At 38.8% G+C, this 19,520-nt stretch carries 12 protein-coding genes; 7 read left to right on the forward strand and 5 right to left on the reverse strand.

Annotated features, from left to right (window positions below; all coding sequences use genetic code 11):
* The first annotated feature begins 35 nt into the window (after positions 1-35).
* The 4 genes from P162_RS01110 to P162_RS01125 all read left to right on the forward strand — a co-directional run bounded on the left by P162_RS01110 (position 36) and on the right by P162_RS01125 (position 3,919).
* Positions 36-1,118 carry a glutaminyl-peptide cyclotransferase gene (locus P162_RS01110; protein ID WP_241077714.1) on the forward strand — a complete coding sequence of 361 codons (1,083 nt, stop codon included), beginning with the start codon at positions 36-38 and terminating at the stop codon, positions 1,116-1,118.
* Between the two features lie 103 nt (positions 1,119-1,221).
* The gene (locus tag P162_RS01115) at positions 1,222-2,730 is read left to right on the forward strand and encodes a hypothetical protein (protein WP_241077715.1); all 1,509 of its coding nucleotides are present in this window, start codon (positions 1,222-1,224) and stop codon (positions 2,728-2,730) included.
* A gap of 126 nt (positions 2,731-2,856) precedes the next feature.
* Positions 2,857-3,510: a hypothetical protein gene (locus P162_RS01120; RefSeq protein WP_031425352.1), complete on the forward strand. Its 654-nt coding sequence runs from the start codon at positions 2,857-2,859 to the stop codon at positions 3,508-3,510.
* 88 nt (positions 3,511-3,598) lie between these two features.
* Entirely contained in the window at positions 3,599-3,919 is a 321-nt protein-coding gene (locus P162_RS01125) for a gamma-glutamylcyclotransferase family protein (protein ID WP_035916722.1), read from the forward strand.
* A 65-nt stretch (positions 3,920-3,984) separates the two neighbouring features.
* On the opposite strand, the gene P162_RS01130 is transcribed toward P162_RS01125, so the two are convergent.
* Both P162_RS01130 and P162_RS01135 read right to left on the reverse strand, forming a co-directional pair.
* Positions 3,985-6,303: a BamA/TamA family outer membrane protein gene (locus P162_RS01130; RefSeq protein WP_241077716.1), complete on the reverse strand. Its 2,319-nt coding sequence runs from the start codon at positions 6,301-6,303 to the stop codon at positions 3,985-3,987.
* The gene (locus tag P162_RS01135; protein ID WP_031425355.1) at positions 6,293-11,272 is read right to left on the reverse strand and encodes a translocation/assembly module TamB; all 4,980 of its coding nucleotides are present in this window, start codon (positions 11,270-11,272) and stop codon (positions 6,293-6,295) included. The genes P162_RS01130 and P162_RS01135 overlap by 11 nt, the downstream gene beginning before the upstream one ends.
* 194 nt (positions 11,273-11,466) lie before the next feature.
* Between P162_RS01135 and P162_RS01140 the strand changes: the two genes are divergently transcribed.
* Positions 11,467-11,757 (forward strand): hypothetical protein, encoded by a 291-nt coding sequence (locus P162_RS01140; protein WP_031425356.1) that lies wholly within the window; start codon positions 11,467-11,469, stop codon positions 11,755-11,757.
* A gap of 67 nt (positions 11,758-11,824) precedes the next feature.
* On the opposite strand, the gene P162_RS01145 is transcribed toward P162_RS01140, so the two are convergent.
* The gene (locus P162_RS01145) at positions 11,825-12,607 is read right to left on the reverse strand and encodes a hypothetical protein (protein ID WP_081868352.1); all 783 of its coding nucleotides are present in this window, start codon (positions 12,605-12,607) and stop codon (positions 11,825-11,827) included.
* Positions 12,608-12,725: 118 nt separating this feature from the next.
* Between P162_RS01145 and P162_RS01150 the strand changes: the two genes are divergently transcribed.
* Positions 12,726-14,018 carry a carboxypeptidase-like regulatory domain-containing protein gene (locus tag P162_RS01150; RefSeq protein ID WP_035916724.1) on the forward strand — a complete coding sequence of 431 codons (1,293 nt, stop codon included), beginning with the start codon at positions 12,726-12,728 and terminating at the stop codon, positions 14,016-14,018.
* 110 nt (positions 14,019-14,128) lie between these two features.
* Here P162_RS01150 and P162_RS01155 read toward each other — a convergent pair whose 3' ends face one another.
* The gene (locus P162_RS01155) at positions 14,129-16,339 is read right to left on the reverse strand and encodes a response regulator (protein WP_031425359.1); all 2,211 of its coding nucleotides are present in this window, start codon (positions 16,337-16,339) and stop codon (positions 14,129-14,131) included.
* A gap of 244 nt (positions 16,340-16,583) precedes the next feature.
* On the opposite strand from P162_RS01155, the gene P162_RS01160 reads away from it, so the two are divergent.
* On the forward strand, positions 16,584-17,222 hold the full coding sequence (locus tag P162_RS01160; RefSeq protein ID WP_031425360.1) for a WbqC family protein: 639 nt from the start codon (positions 16,584-16,586) through the stop codon (positions 17,220-17,222).
* Between the two features lie 14 nt (positions 17,223-17,236).
* Here P162_RS01160 and P162_RS01165 read toward each other — a convergent pair whose 3' ends face one another.
* Positions 17,237-19,375, reverse strand: coding sequence for a response regulator (locus tag P162_RS01165; protein ID WP_164076171.1), 2,139 nt, complete (start codon positions 19,373-19,375; stop codon positions 17,237-17,239).
* Positions 19,376-19,520 lie beyond the last annotated feature (145 nt).

The raw sequence follows: 19,520 nt of genomic DNA on the forward strand, positions 1-19,520 counted from the left end.
TGCCTTATTTTTTAAACTGAATTTAAAGATTTATCTTGTCAAAAAATTATTACTACCTCATGCGCTTTACTAAATTACTGGCTCTGTTTATTTTAAGTCTTATACTTTTTTCCTGCGGAAACGGAAAAGACCTCGGAAAAAAATTCAAACTCGTCCTCAATGCCAAAAATGACGCCTTAAACAAAGGCCAAGTCCTTGAAATTTCGCTTCAGCCGGATAAGAATGCGACGTTGGATTCGGTAGTTTATCGCCTTGACGGGGTGATTTTAGATCGAAAAAATGACATTTCCACCATAAAAACCAAAGTATCTTCAGAACGCTTGGGTAAAAAGAAACTTACCGCTACCCTATTTTCTGAAGGCAAAACCGATACGATTAGCAAATTTGTTACCGTACTTGCTGATAAAGCTCCCCAACTCTACGGTTTTGAAATCGTGAAAACTTATCCGCATGCTGTAACTTCCTATACGCAGGGGTTGGAATTTCATGAGGGTTCATTATATGAAAGCGCCGGTGAATACGGTAAAAGCAAGTTGCTGAAGGTAGATTATAAGACCGGCGACATCGAAAAGGAGATAAAACTGGACGACAACTATTTTGCCGAAGGTCTTACCATTATAGATGACCGGCTCATTCAGTTGACCTGGCGTGAAGGGGAAGGTTTTATCTACGATCTGGAAAATTTTCAAAAAACAGGTTCGTTTGCCTATGGAGAGAGCAAGCAGGGTTGGGGGCTTTGTAATGATGGAAGCACGGTTTATAAATCTGACGGAACAACTAAAATTTGGCTGCTGGATCCTGAAAACCTTTCCGAAACCGGACATATAGAAGTTGTTGACAACAAGGCTTTGCGTTCTAAATATAATGAACTGGAATGGGTAGATGGCAAAATTTACGGCAATACCTATGGCAATGACGGCATTAGCATTATTGATCCACAATCTGGCGCTATCGAAGCGGTGATTGACCTGCGTCCATTAAAAGAACAAGTACAATCCGGGCTCGACAAACAAAATGAGGTTCTCAACGGCATCGCCTACAATCCCGAAAGTCAAACGCTTTTTGTGACCGGCAAGCACTGGAATACCTTATTTGAAATAAAAGTGGTTAAAAAATAGCTCAAAAAGCCTATAAACGGTCTATTTCACCTTAAATTCTACCTTTGAAATCAATTTCCTTCAATTTTTTATAGTTGCCATACTCCTACTTACCCTTGTAACGTTGAGTTCGTGCAGGGATGATTTTGAATCTACCGCATCCACTGGAAACCTGGAATTTTCGAGGGATACGGTGTATCTGGATACAGTTTTTACAAACGTAGGCAGCAGCACATACACGCTCAAGGTATACAACAGGGGTAATTCCCTGATCAATATTCCCACCCTTGGCCTGGCGCGCGGTGAAGAATCCCGGTACAGGCTCAATGTAGATGGCAGGCCGGGCAAATTTTTTAATGATGTGGAAATTTTACCGCGTGACAGTATTTTTATTTTCATCGAGACCACGCTTGATTATAACACTTTTACTAACGACAGCACCTCCCTACTCTATACAGATGCCATCACTTTTGATAATGGTGCCAATGAACAACATGTAGAACTCGTGACCCTGGTTCAGGATGCTGTGTTTTTATTTCCGAAACGCGACGCAAATGGGGTTAAGGAAACCTTGAGCCTGGGCGAATCCTCAAAAGGTGAAGAACTGCTTGTAGAGGGCTTCTTACTGGAAGATGATGAACTCACATTCACAAATGAAAAACCATACGTTATTTATGGTTATGCTGCAGTGGGGACAGAAAAAACACTTACCATTGAAGCGGGTGCGCGCGTTCATTTTCATGAGGATAGCGGCATAATAGTGGGAAATAATGGAAGTTTAAAAGTTAATGGAAGTCAGAGCCAGGACACACTAAAGATGGAAAACCAGGTGATTTTTGAAGGAGATCGTCTGGAGCCGCTCTATACGGATGTTCCTGGCCAGTGGGGAACGATTTGGCTCACCGCCGGAAGTAAAAACAATGAAATCCATAACGCCACAATAAAAAATGCCACTATTGGCGTATTGGTAGATTCTAACGCAGGTAATGGCATACCCACACTTGCGATCAACAATACGCAGATATACAATAGCTCTAATATTGGTTTACTGGCACAAACGGCCACGGTTACCGGTGAAAACCTGGTGATCAATAACGCTGGGATTTCTGCACTATCTCTAGCCCTTGGCGGAAGCTATACATTTAAACACGCGACAATTGTAAACTATTTACAACAGGGCTTTAGACAGGCAGCTGCATTGCAAATCAGTAATTTTGTCCCTACGGAAGCCGGGGCGCTTGCGGCGGACCTTAAACAGGCCAAATTTATCAACTGTGTTATCTCTGGGAATCGTAGTGAAGAGCTACAATTACAAGCTGTAGAACAAGCCGCTTTTAATTATACTTTTACAAATTGCCTCCTTCGTTTTGATGATCCTTTTCAGGATTTAACTGGAACTGATTTATACGATTTTGGTGATACCACCAAATATATGGGCGTAATTATTAGTAGCGATCCACTCTTCAAGAATGCACTTTCAAATGACCTGCGCATAGGTGAAGATTCCCCTGCAAATGGAACTGCACTTCCTGAAGCTGCAGCAACGGTTCCTTTTGATATTTTAGGCATTCCACGTACCGGGAATCCAGACATTGGCGCCTATGAAAGCATTATTTTTAAGCATAAAATGTAAAGCAAAACTGTTAAAACTAAATTTAATATCGCATTTCAGCGAGCAATTCTTATCCTTTGGCTTAAATATGCAGTAATAGCAAACAACTTGATTACAGTTCTTTACATTCGCTGTAAATTAAGAACTATGAGCCCCAAATTAGTCTTTACAGCATTATTTATATTATTTGCTACGATCTGTCAATCACAGGAAAATACACACCTCTCTGGTGATGTGACAATTCTTCTGAAAAAGAAATCCCTTACTGCTTCATACGTACTAACAAATATTACTGTTGACAGCCCAAAAATGTCCTTTATGTTACACGAGGATTTTGATGTTGAACAAGCATATTTAAACGGCGATCCTATTGCTTCCAGTAAAAATGGTAGAGATTGTGAATCCTGTAAAGTGCATACTATATGGATAGATCGTCCACTTACAACGACTGACACTTTAAAAATTGCCGTTGATGGTAGTCTGGATAATTTTACTCCCAAACGTTCAGAAATTGAAATAGGAACTGCTGATAAATGGTATCCTGTTATCCTTGAAGAGTCCGCAAAAACAAGTGGTGATCCTTTCGCCTCAAACACTTATTCTTATACGTACGATTTTAAATTGAGATCAGGAGATAGTAAAACAATATTAATAGATGGAATTGGTGCTGACAATAAAGGCAATTTTCATAGTGTAGTTCCAAATTCTAATATCCTGCTAAACTTATCTTCTAGACAACCTGAGGATTTATCGCATACAGAGGAAAGCACTCAAGAAGCACGAATAGTTTTCGGAGAATAAAATAGAAATGTTTTATTTTATTTATTGCAAGAGTTACTTCTAGATTACATTCTTCTATTATCAGTTCTTAATTGTCAAAATTGAGGAAATGAATCTTTTTATCTACGGAACGCTAATAAATCCTACTGTTCAATTAAGCTTATTTAAAAGAATTATTCCCATGCGCGCAGATCAACTGACTGCGTATCGCAAAGATCAGATTTGTATTCAGGATCATCGCAATGGTACTCTTTACCCTATTCTCAAATTCACCGGTGACCCCCATGATACAATTGATGGAAAGGTAGTGCATATTTCTGATACTGAACTCAAGATGACTGATGCCTACGAAGGAAAATCCTACATACGCAGGCCGGTACAATTGGTTTCTGGAGTAATAGCCTGGTGCTATATTGCTCCTATAGATTAAATTCTAATAGCAATTCCTAAGTTGCCACCATCCAGTAAAATAGATCAATTGGTATTAATTGATTCTTAAAATGGATATCCTATCGCAAAATTGAATACGGGCTGGTTGAGATTAAAATCCCACCGCTGACCTTTATCAAGCTTGGGATCATGTATAGGTGCAGCAAGGTCAAAACGAATTACAAAACTTTGTATATCAATACGAATTCCCGTTCCCACGCCTATCCCTAGTTGGTTAAACCAGTCGCTGGTAAACTTACCTTCATCAGGACCACTATTGCTGGTATTCCAAATATTACCTGCATCACCAAAAAAAGCGCCTTTCACAATCCCAAAAATTGGGAATCTGTACTCAATATTTGCCTCTAAACGCATATTACCCGTTTGATCAAAGAAAGAACTTACGGTTCCTTCCTTTGTAGGTTTATACGTACCAGGTCCCAGCGAACGGATCTGAAACGCCCTTACGCTATAAGGTCCACCGGAAAAGTATTGTTTTGTATACGGTAGTACATCAGAATTTCCGTAAGGCACGCCAATACCCGCGAAGAGACGTGTTGCGATTTTCTGGTCCTTACCAAAATTAAAATGGTATCTAAAATCACCATCTATTTTTGCATACTGTGCAAATTCAAGTCCTATAAACTTTTTAGGCTCACCACTAGAACTACCACTTATTAGACCTAAACTGTTTCCTGCAGTGTCAAAATTGATATTTGCGTAAAACTGATGCGTATTACCGGTATCTACCATACCGTTATAGGTAAAGGAATAGGTTAGACCTGAAATAAACTGCTGATCAAAACTCGCTTTGAGGAAAGGATTATTATCTAAAATAGTTTTAAACTCCGGTGTGGTCTTCGCCAGGTTCACATAATTAATGGAAATAGGATTCATTTCATGCGAGACGTATTTGTTTGCCTGCCATACATATCCAAAAGTAGAAGTGCCAGAGAGCAACGTGTAAAGCCCTGTTCTGTTAAGATAATCTACTCCCAGACTTACTTTTGTTCTTGGGATGCTATATTCAAACCAGTCTTCATTAATATTTATGGGGAATAGTAACCTTGGGAAAAGCAGGTCTGCATTCACGCCGAGGAGCAAAGTACTTTTACCGGCCGTAGCATTTGCACCGCCCCCGGTTTGAATCTCATAACCGGCTTTAGCAGATAAATTGAGTGTTTCACCGCCTTTAAAGATATTCCTGTTCGTGAAAGTTCCCTGTATTGTGGGTCCGGCAAATCCATTAGATTTTGTGACGCCTTGCAATTCCGCACGAAGTGCGTATTTATTGAGCGGGGCGAGATAAATATTGGCCTCTAATTGTCCCAGGCTGTCTGAGGGAAGCGTATCTTTTTCTTTGTATTGAATGTTTATAAACTTATAGACCCCAATTGAACCCAACCTCCTACTGGTATTTTTTGAAATTTCAGGATTGTAAAACTGTCCTTTTTCAATGAGGACAAATGGATCGAGACGTTTGGGTTTAAAAAAAGTATCGTTCTGGTAAAAATTCTTTTCCGCGAAGCGATCTGGAGAAGTTAAGGTAGTATCTTCAACACCGGCATAATTGGGATATATATTAACTGAAGAAATTCTGTACGGAATCACGGATTTGACTGGTACATCCTTTTTAAGTTTTATATACATATCAAGCTTGCGTTTCTCATATCTGTTTGTATCTGCTTCAAATATTAAAAAACCGGGATTGAAATTGTAGTATCCTTTATTTTTGAGTTGGTTATCAATGCGGTTACGTTCTGCCTTAAAAGCATTTAAATTAAAACGCATCCCTTCTTTAAGTATACTCTCGTCAAGTTTATTCTGTATATCCTGATAAACCAGTAAACTATCAGAAACCACCTGATAACTGCTAATATCATAGGGATTCGTCACATCTACCCTATAGCTGACTTTACCTGTCTTATTTTCTTCATCTTTAGTTTCGGAAGACGTTGCGTTGCTGTAGAAAAAACCATTGTTTTCTAAACGGTTGAGAAGTAGTTTTTCCATCTCAAGGGTTTCTACGTCTGATAGGTAAACCGGTTCTTCGCCCAGTTTTTTATTAAGGAATTTATTGATAAAACCAGGCTTTTCACGCTGTGCTTTATAATAAAAGTACAGACCAGGACGCATGCCCAAAATTTTACCGTTTGGCGCTGGCCTCAGGACACTTTTTAGTTGGCCTTCAAGACCAGCTTTGTTTTTGAGTACCGTATCTGAAGCAACTTCGAGATCTGCCCCTTCATAAAGTAATTCACCCTCAGGGATGAATTGCTCTACGCTACAACCCTGTACAATTACCGAAATTGCTAAAATAATGAAGAGAAAACCCCTAAAAAAGAGCGATTTTAGCATAAAATAGGTCGTTTTTCTAGTTCTCATCCTTTGGTTTTTCCTCCATATTTTCTTTTTGATCCTGATTCGGTCTGAATAATCCCTGCCAGAAGTCATCAAACTTGTCAAATTCCCTTGTAAAAATGAGCGATATCCCGCTAATGATCAATTGACCATCAATCACATTTTCAAAAGCATTTCGCCGAAAACCTTTTACACTGTACCGGCCATCTTCGGTAAGCAAATATTCAAGACTTACATTACCTATGACTGGGCTTGGGCCATCGCTTGCGGCAGGACTTCCTTCAATATCCACTTCGCTTCCCACGCTAACAATTAGCCGGTCATCAAGAAGTTTTTTCTGTGCGGCAATATCCAGTGTCGTACGGTCCTGTTGCCCTTCGCCCTGATAATCTGTATAGCTGTCAAGACCAAAGTTGAGCTCAACGCCACTATTGCCCAGCAATTTGTCTGAAAAAGTATTCAGCTGATCAGAAATAGCGTCATTAAGATTGTCCCGAGCTATACTTGCAGTACCTCCACTGGAGCCATCGCTACCAGAATCTGGGAAGAATTTATTGAGTACCAGTAATGAGAAAACCTGCTTATTGAGCTCATTTTCCTGCTGGTTAAGTTGTTGCACACGCCCATAAACCTGCCCTCCTACTGCACCTTGCTCATCCTTGGGCATATCCAAATTAAAGCTTATCACAGGATGCATGAGCTCCCCATCTATATTAAGATATACCTGAAAATTCAATTGTTGTTTAAACCTATTACCATTACCACTGCTCGGCATAAGTCCAGTAGCAGCTGTTTCAAGATTGTAATAAGCGCTTACATTTAAGGCAGCATTAAAAGGATCTCCAGACCAGACTGCCTGTCCACCGGGTGCAAGTTCAAAACGTCTCTTTACCAGGTTGTACAAACTCAACTCATAATGGCCAGTATCAATCTCATACATTCCAGTAAGGCTCATCCTACCATTTGGGTTCATGGTAAAATCCAGATCTGCATCCCCCTGAACCCTTAAGTTATCACCAGTCTGCTCATCAACTATAATATTAAAAATTGCTGCTTTATTTACTTTTATGCGCGCCGTTACATCAACCCCGGTAAGCGTATACGATTCTTCCTCAGACTGGGTAAGTATGGCATCCGGATTTTCCTTGTTCACAAATACCACAACGCCTTCCATAGATTCTATTTGGGCCTGCGATGCAGGAAGTACGTAAGTGAAATCAGTGTTTTCGCCAACCGTAAAATCAAGGTCGACTTTAGGTAAATTTAAATCCCCGGTGAGACTGGCATCTGCATCAAAACTAAAATCCCCATAAAAAAGGTCAAAATCCTCTTTTGTGGAATAAAGTACCTGAAAATTGCGAGCTTTGAAATTAAGATCAAATGTAGGTACCAGCAGATCTTCTGTTCCTACGCTGCCGTCAACTGAAAACGCATTTTGCTTGGCGTCCTGAATTTTAAAATCTTTAAAATAAATACCCGCGTTGTCCAGTTTGATCTCTTCCTGCGCGAGCAAGAATTCACTATTTAGTTTAGAAACTTTAAAACCTGCATTATTGAATGTTATGTCACCTTCGTAAAGAGGTTCTATTGTGGTTCCACCTACTTTTATATTTCCGGAGAGACTTCCATCAGCTTCCTCCAGTTCTCCAAAGGAAAAGGCTTCAAGCGTTTTCATTTTCACTTCGTTGAGGGCCAAATTTAAATCTAGTTTTGCCGCTTCTGGGTCTGCAATATACGAGCCTGTTAAGTCCAGATCTGCCGCGCCACCCTTTATACCAAGGTCAAAATTGTAGTCCCTGCCATTTTCTGAATTGGCCTGAAGTGCAAGTGTACCCATGGCTACATCAATAACTTTGAAGTCCGTTATCTTTAGATCTGCCACCAGCCCTGGACTATTTACTGGATCTTCAATAATAAACGTACCATTGAGCGCTCCGTTCGCTAGATTTTCATCTGGATTGAGATAGCTCAAAAAAGTAGCCAATCTAAAGTTCTGAAAGTCTATACCTATGTGGTCTGTTTGTATGCCCGGCATCGTATTGCTTATCTGCAATTGCTGATCGTTTCGGCTAAGTACAAAATTTTCAAAACGCGTTAAGTTTTCGTCAAGACTGATTTTGTTGCTGGGATCAATTTCCCACGGATTTTTGTTCAGCAACAATTCAGAAGGATCAATACTGATTTGCAAGACTTCGTTTTCCCAGGTGAGCCTGGAGAGCATGTGGATCAGTTTTTCCTCATCATCATAGGAAGTGAAATCTAGATTGAGCTGCTTATCAGCGATCCTTCCTTTCAATACTGTCCTATTAATGTTAACAGGTCCAGCCAGTAATTCCCGCAAACCAAAATCAAAGCTTAGCGCGTCAGCATCAGAATCTATGTCAAAAGCTAAACTGTCTATCACATTACCTCCATAATTAATGTGTGGGGCATTGATTGAGGCGCTAAGTTTACGGTTGCGCTCATCAAAGTCTGCCCGTATTTTAACCGTATCCAATTCTTGAAGACCGTTTACCAGAACGTCTGTAAGTACCGGTGCCTGGCTTACGGTCCCTCTCAATTTAATTTTTACGGGATTTGTAAGTGTATCCGTTCGTGGTGAATCTGTAAGATAGGTTATGATATGACGCTGCACTGCGCTGGTAAAAGTAGCAGGATCTGTATTTGATTCTAAATGAAGGTCCAGCATACGATTTGCGATATCTACGGAAGTAGTATCTGGCTTCACAAAAGCTTTGATATCCATATCCCCAAAAAGGTAGGATTTGTTGTCATAAACCGCCACCGCTTCTGTAATCTGTGAATTCACAGCATAATTTTCGGCATCGCCTTCAAAGTTGGCGGTAAGCTTAAGGGCGCTTTTCACACTTCTGGAGGAGAGACTCAGCGCTTGTAAATCTGCGCCTATTACATCCAGATCAATTTTAGCCTGTACGCTTGCGGTATCAAGGATAACGTGGGTTTTAAGGTCTGCATTCAGATTATCATCCTTATAGCTTGAAGCAATATCGCCCTCGCCATTCTTAAGGTTTCCCTTTATCTGTAGGTCTTTTATTGCATAATTGTTCAGTTCTAGAGTCTCAACCACTGCGTTCAGCTGAGCGTCTAACGTGCTAAGATCACTACCACTCCCCTGCGCATCCACTCTTAATGTCAATGCTCCCATCTGGTCATTTTTGAGAATCTGGCCCAGCTGTAGTGAATCTACATTTACTTTCCCGTCAAATGCCAATGCATCGCCAATGGCGGCCTTAACATCCATAGCAATAGTTCCAGAACTGGTGTTCAGGTTTGCCTGCGCGTCCACCTGCTCTGTCGTCCCGGCAACGTCAGCATTTAAAGCAATATCCTGCGGAATGGAAATCCCTAAAGAATCCTCGTTTACGAAGCGTAAAAGGTCCTTTTTTGCCATTTTTACCCGAATTTTAGGAAAATCGTACCGCAATTTATCGGGATCTGTTGCGCTATAAACCACACCATTCGCGTTTATTGAAGTTCCATTGCCCCAGTTGAGCTCAAATTTCGGAATTTGAAGTTCAGAAAGTTTTCCGGAAGCTCGCACCTCACCGGTAACCGGCTGTTTTGCAAGAGCTTTTAAATAAGGGTTTTTGCGCAGTTCTGGCTGAAAATCAAAAGCAGTAGCCACATCCAGGCTTAGTTTGTTTATGTCAAGCTGAAGCGCTCCGCTTTCCGGGTTTTCGATAAATTGGCCTAATGTTTCATAGTGCAAAGCCACTTTTCCATCTAACGTATTCTGGCCTAAACTTAAATAAAGGTCCTCAATAGTTATTTGCTCATCGGTTGCGCGAGCATCAAATGCAAGCTGATCCAGCTTTATCCCAGACGCTTCGGAAAAAGTAAATTGCTCCAATTTTAAGGAAGCCTTCTGCTCCGCATAAGAGATATCCTGCGCCTGCAATGTAAAACCAGTTACCTGAATGGCGTCTGGATTAAATTTTTGTGGCGTAGCTACCGCATCGTTTACCGTATAGCTGATCATGTTGTTTTCAAAATCAATAGAACCAACTTTTATATCAAAATCTGGCCAAACAAAAGACGTTTTTACGTCATTTTCGGTAGATTTTGAGGTGGAATCGGCAGATTTTACGGTACGTTCAATGTTGAATTGCGATTTTTTAAGCGCCAGACCGTCTACTTCAATTTTATTTTCGGCAAGATTAGCAGCAGGAAGTTCCAGTTGGAATTCATTAATAAAAAGATCAGCGAGCAATCCATCAGGAACGGATTCATAATTTGCCCCCACGTTATTCAACTCCAGAAGTTCAACCGAAATACTGGGCAAAGGTGCGTCTGTGGGCGGTGTTTCCGGCAAGGGTTTCGCTAAAGTGTATGCAGCTGTGGTGTTTTCGAGTCGGGCACTTCCCACTGCAAAACGCATGTTCTCCAGATCTGTTTCTTCCATTTCCAGGTCAAGGCGGCCCAGTTTCAGATCAGCTTTCATTCCGCTAACAGCGTCATTATAATCCAGTTGTATGTCTGCAAGTGCAAAAGTCCCTAAACTAAGGGCCATGCTCGAGGTATCTGCCCGTGTTGTAGTGATGGTATCCTGAGCTGCAAAGGCATCTATAAGAAACTTATAGTTGAAACCTTTAACAGAATCTTTTCTATACACGTGTGCGCGTACACCTTCCCATTTCAGATTATCAACACCTATACCACCGCCGCTCACAATGGGCCAGATAGGGATGTCTGCTTCTAAATGTCTGGAATAAACAAGGGTATCCCCCTTCGTATCTTCAAGGTAAAGTCCGTTTAAAAGTATATCGCCAGAGAATGTGATGTAAAGTTTTTCTATTTGAACTTCCGTATTTGTTTTGTCAGACACATAGGAAACGACCTTATTGGTTATAATATCCTGTCCCCAGGGACTCCTTATAAAAAGGATTAACAATAGGATCAATAAGAAAATGACCCCAAGGATTTTTCCCAGTATCTTCGCGATTTTAAGAAAGCGTTGTTTTTTATTCTTCAATGTGCAGGGTGCTTTTCACCATTTTTAATTCATGCAGTTTAAGCTTGGAGTGCTATCTAACAAGCTGCTAAAATAATATTAATAACGCCCTCGGCCCTTTATTGAATACTAAAATGCTGTTATATTTTACCAGGGTAAGCGTTAAATAATTGTACAAACCATGATGCTCATTTAAATTTAGGAAAACTTAAATTATGACTACTGAAAAAGGCAAAGGAAAAACCGAACAAAAATATAATTCTGACTTAACTCCCGAAGAGAAAAAAATGCTTGATCAGGAAAACCTGCATAAGGATGGCGGAGTGGACGATCAACTGCGTAACCGGTCCAAAAAAGTGGATTTTGCGGGTAGCGATCTTGATGTCCCCGGCAGACAAAGTGCAAAACGCGGTGGCGGTAACCTTATAAATGATGAAGAAAATAAAGTTCACAGTCAGGGAGGTTCAAGCAAGAACAATCTGGAAGAACAGGATGGCAAGCTCTAATACCCTTTAGAATAAAACGAAAAAAGCGGCAACTTGCCGCTTTTTTTATACCTAAGAGTGATACTTCTCATTCATCTTCTTTAACAATGACAATATTTGCTTTTACGCCGGTAAGGAGATTCCACTCATCAGAGGAGATAACGGAACCCATATCATCATATATTACGAATTGTGCGGTATTAGGTCCTGAAGAACCCTGATTTAGCGCTTTAAATGAGATTTTATTAAACCCTGGTTTAAGGTCCAGGTTAAATCCTTTAAACGTACCTGTTAAAACAATTAGGGATTGTACCACCTCGTCATTGACCAGTACACTAACCTTGTCCCCATCTACATAAGAAAAGTCACGGCACATGATCTTCACGAATTTAGAACCGCTTTTAAAGGTTCCCAGATCCTGATCTGTTTGATTACCCGGCTGATTATCTGCCTGTAACCCCTGCTGCCGCCTGTTCATCTCCCGGGTATACCCCACACCATTATCAGCAAATTGTTCTTGCTTTTGCATATGGAATTGTTGATCTTCGAGGGGGTTGCGCAATACGGGAGCAGCTTTTGGCAATAGAGGATAATCGCTCGAAATGGGCATTTTTAGCTCATTTTCTTTGTTTTTTTCAGGATTATTAGCCTTTGAAGTGTCAATTTTAGCAGGAATTTTAAACGAGCCCCTGTTATTATCGATTTGTGCCAGCAACGGCCCGCAAGCCATTAAGAAAAATAGCAGGGGCAAACCTTTATTCAAAAAATATTTAAATGGTATTAAAATCATATCCTGTATACTAACGGTAAAATTACCGTATTGTGACAATTTACTGTGATAATAAAGGCTAAAATGCCGTAAATAATCCAAATCTTAGTCATTTTCGAAATGTCTATATACAGCAATTGTGCCAACAAAATTATTTTTAGGAAATACACCCTTCTATCAACTTAATTGACTATCTTAAAACAAGTTAAAAATTGCTACTATGAAATCAATCCTTATACTTAAACTTGGTATACTTATGCCCCGATCCTACAGAAAATACTATTTTTTGCTTCTTTTGGGATTGCTTATAACCATGCCGAAAGGTTTAGCGCAAGATACCAGTTATACGGAATATAAAGGGACGGTTCGCGACGCTCTTACCGAAGATCCTATAGCATTTGTAAGCCTTACCATACAGGGAACAAATATTGCATCATTGACAAACAGTGATGGGGAATTTTCCCTTAAGGCTCCCCAAAACCGACCTAAAGCGAAAGTACAGATAAGTGCCGTGGGATATGAAACATTGATCATAATCATATCAGAATTCCTTCCTGCCAATACGGTAATTGAACTTCAGCCGCAGGCTACACAGCTAGCTGAAGTCAATGTTAAAAGACCCAGCAGTGCAGAAAATTTAGTCCGATCTGTTTTTAGTAGTCGGGATGACAATTATTTAAGCTCAGAATCCTATATGACCGCATTTTACCGCGAGACCATCAAGAAGCGCCGTACTCCCGTTTCCCTTGCGGAAGCAGTAGTCAACGTTGATAAAAAACCATATTCCCGTGGTGGAAGTGACCGCGTTAAGCTCTACAAAGCCAGAAAACAAACAGATTACAATAAGTTGGACACCCTGGCGCTCAAACTTGAAGGTGGCCCTTTCAATGCGCTTTATGCGGATGTGATTAAATATCCCGAGTATTTCTTTACTCCAGATTTGATTTCAAGTTATGATTTTAGCTTCGGCCCTTCTACTCAAATCGATGATAAATTGATTTACGTAGTCAATTTTGAACAGAAAAAGCGAATAACCGATCCGTTATACTACGGTAAATTATTTATAGACGCCGAAAGTCAAGCGCTCACGAGCGCTATCTATAGCCTTAATCTTGAGAACGAAGAACTCGCAAAAGAATTATTTGTAAGAAAGAAGCCGTACCGTGTGGATGTAGAGCCAGTAGTTGCCAATTACCGCGTTGATTATCGTGAAAAAGATGGCAAATGGTATTATGGATACAGTAATATCCAATTGGAATTTGTAATTGACTGGAAAGGCAAATTGTTTAACTCCCGCTACCGTATAAACAGTGAAATGCTGATCACAGACTGGCAAAAGGAAACCAATGCGCTCGCGTTACAGGCAGATGAAAAATTTAATTCCCGAAGCATTCTCGCTGACGAAGCATCAGGCTTTTCAGACCCTAATTTCTGGGGTTCCTATAACGTTATTGAGCCTGATAAATCCATACAGTCTGCAATAGAAAAAATACAGCGACAGCTCAAAAAATAAATGAATTGACAATTATTATTTTATGAAGTTTCGGTTATAAAAACAACCATTCTTTACTTTGTTGTTGATGCAATTCAATTTTAAATCTGGAAAACAATAGCTAAAAAAGATTAAATACTAATAGTTTTAGTATCAGATGGTAAATGTTGTGAAATCACCCGCATAAATTCCTCCATACTATAAGGTTTAATAATGGCACCATTCATACCGTGCGTTTTAACCATTTTTTCCATATAGGAAGCATCTGCGGCAGTAAGCGCAATTATAGGTACTTTAATATGTTGTTCCCGCAACGCTTGAGTAGTTTCAAAGCCATTCATCCCAGGCATATTTATATCCATTAGGATCAGATCGTATTTGTTTAACTTAATTTTCTCAATAGCCTCTTCCCCACTGGCTGCCTCGCCTGTTTTTGCACCGCGCTCTTTAAGAATTTTACTGGTGACCATTCTATTGATTTTATTGTCATCTACAATCAAAAATGAAGAACCACTGATATTGTATTCCTTATTTTTTTGTGACTTACTTTTTTGAGACGAACTGAAATCAATAACATCCAAAAGGGTTGCTTCCTCAAAATCAATATTAAATTCAAAATGAGTTCCAGAATCCTTTTCACTTTCCAGGTGAATGGTAGATTTCATCTTTTCCAGTATTTTCTTTACTATAGGTAGCCCTAAACCTGTACCCATTCTATCGGGATCATACGATTCACTATCTAACTGGCTAAATTCGTTGAATATAACACTCTGTGATTTTTCGTCCATTCCCATACCATTATCTTCTATAGAAAAATTTATAGTATAGGGTCCAGATTCTAGCTTCGTGCTATCGATTTTTATCCAAATATCCCCGTTTTTAGTAAATTTCATTGAATTACTCAAAATATTCAACAATACCTGAGAGAGTCGTCTAGAATCCCCTATGAGATAATTAGGAACAGATGGACTAACTTCTAAATGAATCAAACTCCTTTGATCAATGGCATATTGATCAAGGGAATTCACAATTTCTTTGATTAGATTCCTTAGGTTAAAAGGTCTGTTCTGAAGTTCGAAAGTTTCATTATCCAACTTTGAGATATCAAGCAGGTCGTTGATAATATCCAATAAATGATTTGCACTAAATTTTAAAGAACTTAGTTCTTCACGATTACTATTAAAACTCGGGCTATTTTCAAGAAGCGAGACTATTCCAGTCACTCCATAAAGCGGTGTACGCATTTCATGACTAAGCGTAGAAAAAAAACGGGCTTTTGCAGCACTGCTTCGCTCTGCTTCTTCCTTAGCCCTTTTTAGAGCTATATTATTTCTCCTCAAGCTGATTATAAGCGACTTTCTAGATCTTGTGCTCATGAAAAAATAACCCATAAAAATAAGGAGCAAAACTAAAAGTATTCCTAATAAAATTCCTTCAGTGTTTTTTCGCTTTAGACGTTGATCTGCAAGCTGTTCATGCAATTTTGCTTCATTTTGCTGTCTTTTGAGTTCTTCCCTATCAGCCCTCGCTTTTGAGGAGAGAAGACTTTTATTATTTTCAATGCGTGTCGCCTCAATCTCATATGCTAAAAGCTTTTTTTGAACTTCATAGGCTTTTTGGTAATCATTTTCCTCCTTTAGACGTTCGGCATAACGCTCGTAAAACTCTATAGCTAATCGTCTCAAACTATCCTCTTCAACTCGCTTAAAGGCTTGATCATAATGTTTAAGGGCAAGCTTCTTTTGATCTTCATGATAATAATAATCTCCCCATTCCATATCCAAATAAATACGGGGATCATCAAATTGTATATTAAATTCATTTAAACTGCCTTCAGCAATATTGAGATATTTGGGAATTTCCTTATACTTTCCCATCATTTTATACAGCTCGGCAAGATTCAAAGCGCCATTCAGAAATTGCCCATCTTTTATTCCACTAGCAATTTTGAGAGATTTCTCATACAAAATCATTGCCTTAGAATAATCCTTTTTATTATAGGTATAAAAAGTGGCAAGATTATTATAAGCACTTACCAGTAGGGTATCATTTTTGGCAAGCTCTGCATAAGATAATGCTTTGTTGGCATAAAGTTTGGCAGGGACCGTATCTCTTAAGTCAATGTGACTAACGCTAAGCGTTCTATATGCATCGTGAAGGTACTTATAACAATTGGCTTTTTCCGCACCTTTTATAATTTCAAGGGATTTTGAAATAGCGCTATCGTAGTTTTTACTATTTATAGCCTGCATACTCTCTTCATATAGTCTATCAAGCTTCTGAGAATCGCAATTAGCTATAGTATTATCCTGAGCAAAAATTCCACCGGTGAGAAGAATCAATACTAGTTTTAACAGAAGGAAACGTAAATTACAAATGCGAGCTATCAATGAAGTACTACTAGAAAAATCATAAGAATTTATTGCAGCAAATATATCAATTTATCGATGAAAAGTAATTTTTATAGCTGTAAGTTTTAAAAAAATTACCATAGTTGTTTATAGACAATATATATATTACTTCAATTTTAAAAAATTTAGGCTCTTTTCTTATTTCATACTATTTTTGATTTTTAATCTTTAGCTCTTGAAAAATATTCTAATCATCCCCACGTATCTACCATCTATTACTACTATGGCCCACATTGCTCAGGCGGATCAGGTCGTTTTTGAATTAAAAGATAATTATCAAAAACAGAGTTATAGGAACCGAACCTACATAAATACAGCAAATGGAAGCTTAGGTTTGACAATTCCTATTAGACACAATCAGGCTTCCGGTCATAAAAAAACAAGCGACGCACTTATAGAGAACAATTTTTTATGGCAAAGACAGCATTGGCGCTCCATACAAATTGCCTATAGATCCTCGCCTTTTTTTGAATTCTACGAGGATGATCTAGCACCACTCTATACTACGGGGCAAAAATTTTTGCAAGAGTTCAATCTGAAAAGTATCAAGCTACTTCTCAACATGATGGAAATTTCAAAAAATATAGAGTTTACTACATCATACGAGCAAAATCCGAAACTTCTAAATAGAAGAGCCCTGGCAAATGCTAAAAACAAGAATACCTTTGTAGCGATCCCTAAATACGACCAAGTGTTTGCTGATACAACCGGTTTTAACCCGCAAGTTTCTATTTTAGACCTAATTTTTAATGAAGGCCCCAATAGCAAGAATTTTCTGAATTCTATAGAACTGGGACTAGGTCAAGGAGGTTAATAGTAAGTGGTGTATTAAGAAATGGGTATTCTTGGTTCGCTGGATAAGTTTTTGGCAATTAAAGCATAAAAATCCTGTAGGTTGAATGGTTTTGTCACAGAATCATTAAAGCCACATTCCTGAAGACGTTCTTTCATAGTGTGAATCTCTGAAGCCGTAAGGGCAATAATAGGGGTTGATGAATCAAATTTCCTCAGCGCAATTACTGTTTCAAATCCATCCATCTCCGGCATTTGTAAATCCATTAAGATAAGATCAAACACATCGTTCAGCATGAGCTGAATGGCCTCTTTGCCTCCTGCAGCGGTCATAACTACCACATGTTTTTGCTCTAGTAAGCGCTGTGTTACGATTCTATTGACTTTATTATCATCCACAATCAATATTTTTGAGGAATGCAGCGTTTTGTCAAGTTCCAGACTATTTCCTAATAGTCGTAAATTTTCATTTTCAAAATCCTGAGGATGAGCTTCTTGCAGACATATATCAAAACTAAATGTACTACCTTTACCGAGCTCACTTTCTACGGAAATTTCAGAGTTCATTTTCCTTAGTATTTTTTGTACGATGGGCAAACCTAACCCTGTTCCCATCTTTCGCTCTATTCCTGGACTTTCTATCTGATTAAATTCTTTAAAAATTGATTTTAAGCTACTTTTTGGTATTCCGTGGCCGGTGTCCTCAACGTCAAAGTGCAATTTGCGCATGGAACCTTCTAGATATGCACAGGAAAGTCTAATATAAATATCCCCATCTACGGTAAATTTAATAGCATTACTGATTAGATTTATTAAGACCTGAGCAATGCGACGACTATCACCAATAAATATTTTGGGATAATCGCCCTCGGGAATATAATGTATCTTATTACTGTTCTTGAGTTGAGACTTCTCAAAGGATTTTATGATTTCACGTACAAACAAATCGATCTCAAACGGATGTTCGTGAAACTCAAAAGAATTATCGTCAAGCTTAGAAAGTTCTAAAAGGTCATTTATGATCTCAAGCAGATGAAGTGCACTAAATTTCAGGGAATCAAATTCTTCATGAAAGCCGTCAGCCGCCTTCGAATTTTGTAACACATTTACCATACCCGTAACGCCATAGAGTGGAGTTCTCATTTCATGGCTGACAGTAGAAAAAAACTCGCTTTTAGCCAAAACACTATCTTCGGCTAACTCTTTAGCAGCTTTTAGCTCTGTATTTTTGTATTTTAAGTCTTTTATCAGGGACTTCCGCATACGAGTACTGATATACATATAAATAATAAAAAACAACATCAGTACGGTAAGAATGAACATGAGCGTATACTGTGTGTTCTTACGCTGTAACTTTTCATCAACGAGCATTTCCCGAAGTTCTGCTTCATTACGCTGCCTTCTCAGCTCATCAGCTCCTGCCGCTGCCATTGCTTTTTGAACTTCTTCTTCCCGTCTCTCATTTTCTAGATCATCTTTGATTTTTTGATACTCCACTTGGATCTTATACGCAACCTGCGAACTATCTATTGAATTTAAAAATTGAGCATACCTGGGATAAAAATCCAGGGCTAATGCGGGATCATTTCTGTTTTTTATAAGGTTATAGGAAATATTGTAATATTCTGCTACCAGGTTATTGCCATTTTCTTCTTTAAAATAATCTCCCCAGAGAATATTTAATTGAATCTCCTCCTTTGTGACATCATATTTTAATCCCTGAAGATTCTCTTCCGCTTCACGCAAATTACGAGGCATTAACTCATATTTAGCCATTTTGTGATAAAGACTGGCTAGATCAAGAGCGGGTGCGGCAATATGATCCCTAACAGATTTTCTGGCTATTTTTAAAGCCGATTGGTACATTTTTATAGCTTCACCCCTACTTTTTTCACTTAGTCCCAACCATGCTGCCCTATTTTTAAAAGCAGTAACGATAAGTGTATCATTTTTAGATTTAAGGGCATAATCCAGTGCTTTGCTTGTGTATTCTCCAGCTACACTGGTATCCTTGAGATAGAGGTGATTTTGACCTAAAAGATCATACCCATAAAATAAATAATTATATTCATTATTGATCTTTGCACGATCTATAAGTTGTGCGGCCTTAGTAATTGCGGCTTCATTACGTAGTTCATCCGTAGCTTTTTCGGCTTGTAATAATATAGAATCCAAGCTTTTAACCGTAGAAATATGCTGTGAAAAAGAAGAAAAATATGTTCCAAAATAAATAATTTGGAAAACAACTACATAAATCTTACATATATTTGAAAAAATGAACATGAATCTAAGGTGAATAATATTCAAATATAGACAAAAC

The organism is Flavimarina sp. Hel_I_48 (assembly GCF_000733945.1).
In the GTDB taxonomy this organism is placed as follows: domain Bacteria; phylum Bacteroidota; class Bacteroidia; order Flavobacteriales; family Flavobacteriaceae; genus Leeuwenhoekiella.

What these genes read in the sequence shown, in the direction of transcription:
- P162_RS01125 (WP_035916722.1), top strand. Translation starts at nt 3,599, where the DNA reads ATGAATCTTTTTATCTACGGAACGCTAATAAATCCTACTGTTCAATTA.
- P162_RS01120 (WP_031425352.1), top strand. Translation starts at nt 2,857, where the DNA reads ATGAGCCCCAAATTAGTCTTTACAGCATTATTTATATTATTTGCTACG.
- P162_RS01130 (WP_241077716.1), bottom strand. Translation starts at nt 6,303, where the DNA reads ATGAGAACTAGAAAAACGACCTATTTTATGCTAAAATCGCTCTTTTTT.
- P162_RS01140 (WP_031425356.1), top strand. Translation starts at nt 11,467, where the DNA reads ATGACTACTGAAAAAGGCAAAGGAAAAACCGAACAAAAATATAATTCT.
- P162_RS01150 (WP_035916724.1), top strand. Translation starts at nt 12,726, where the DNA reads ATGAAATCAATCCTTATACTTAAACTTGGTATACTTATGCCCCGATCC.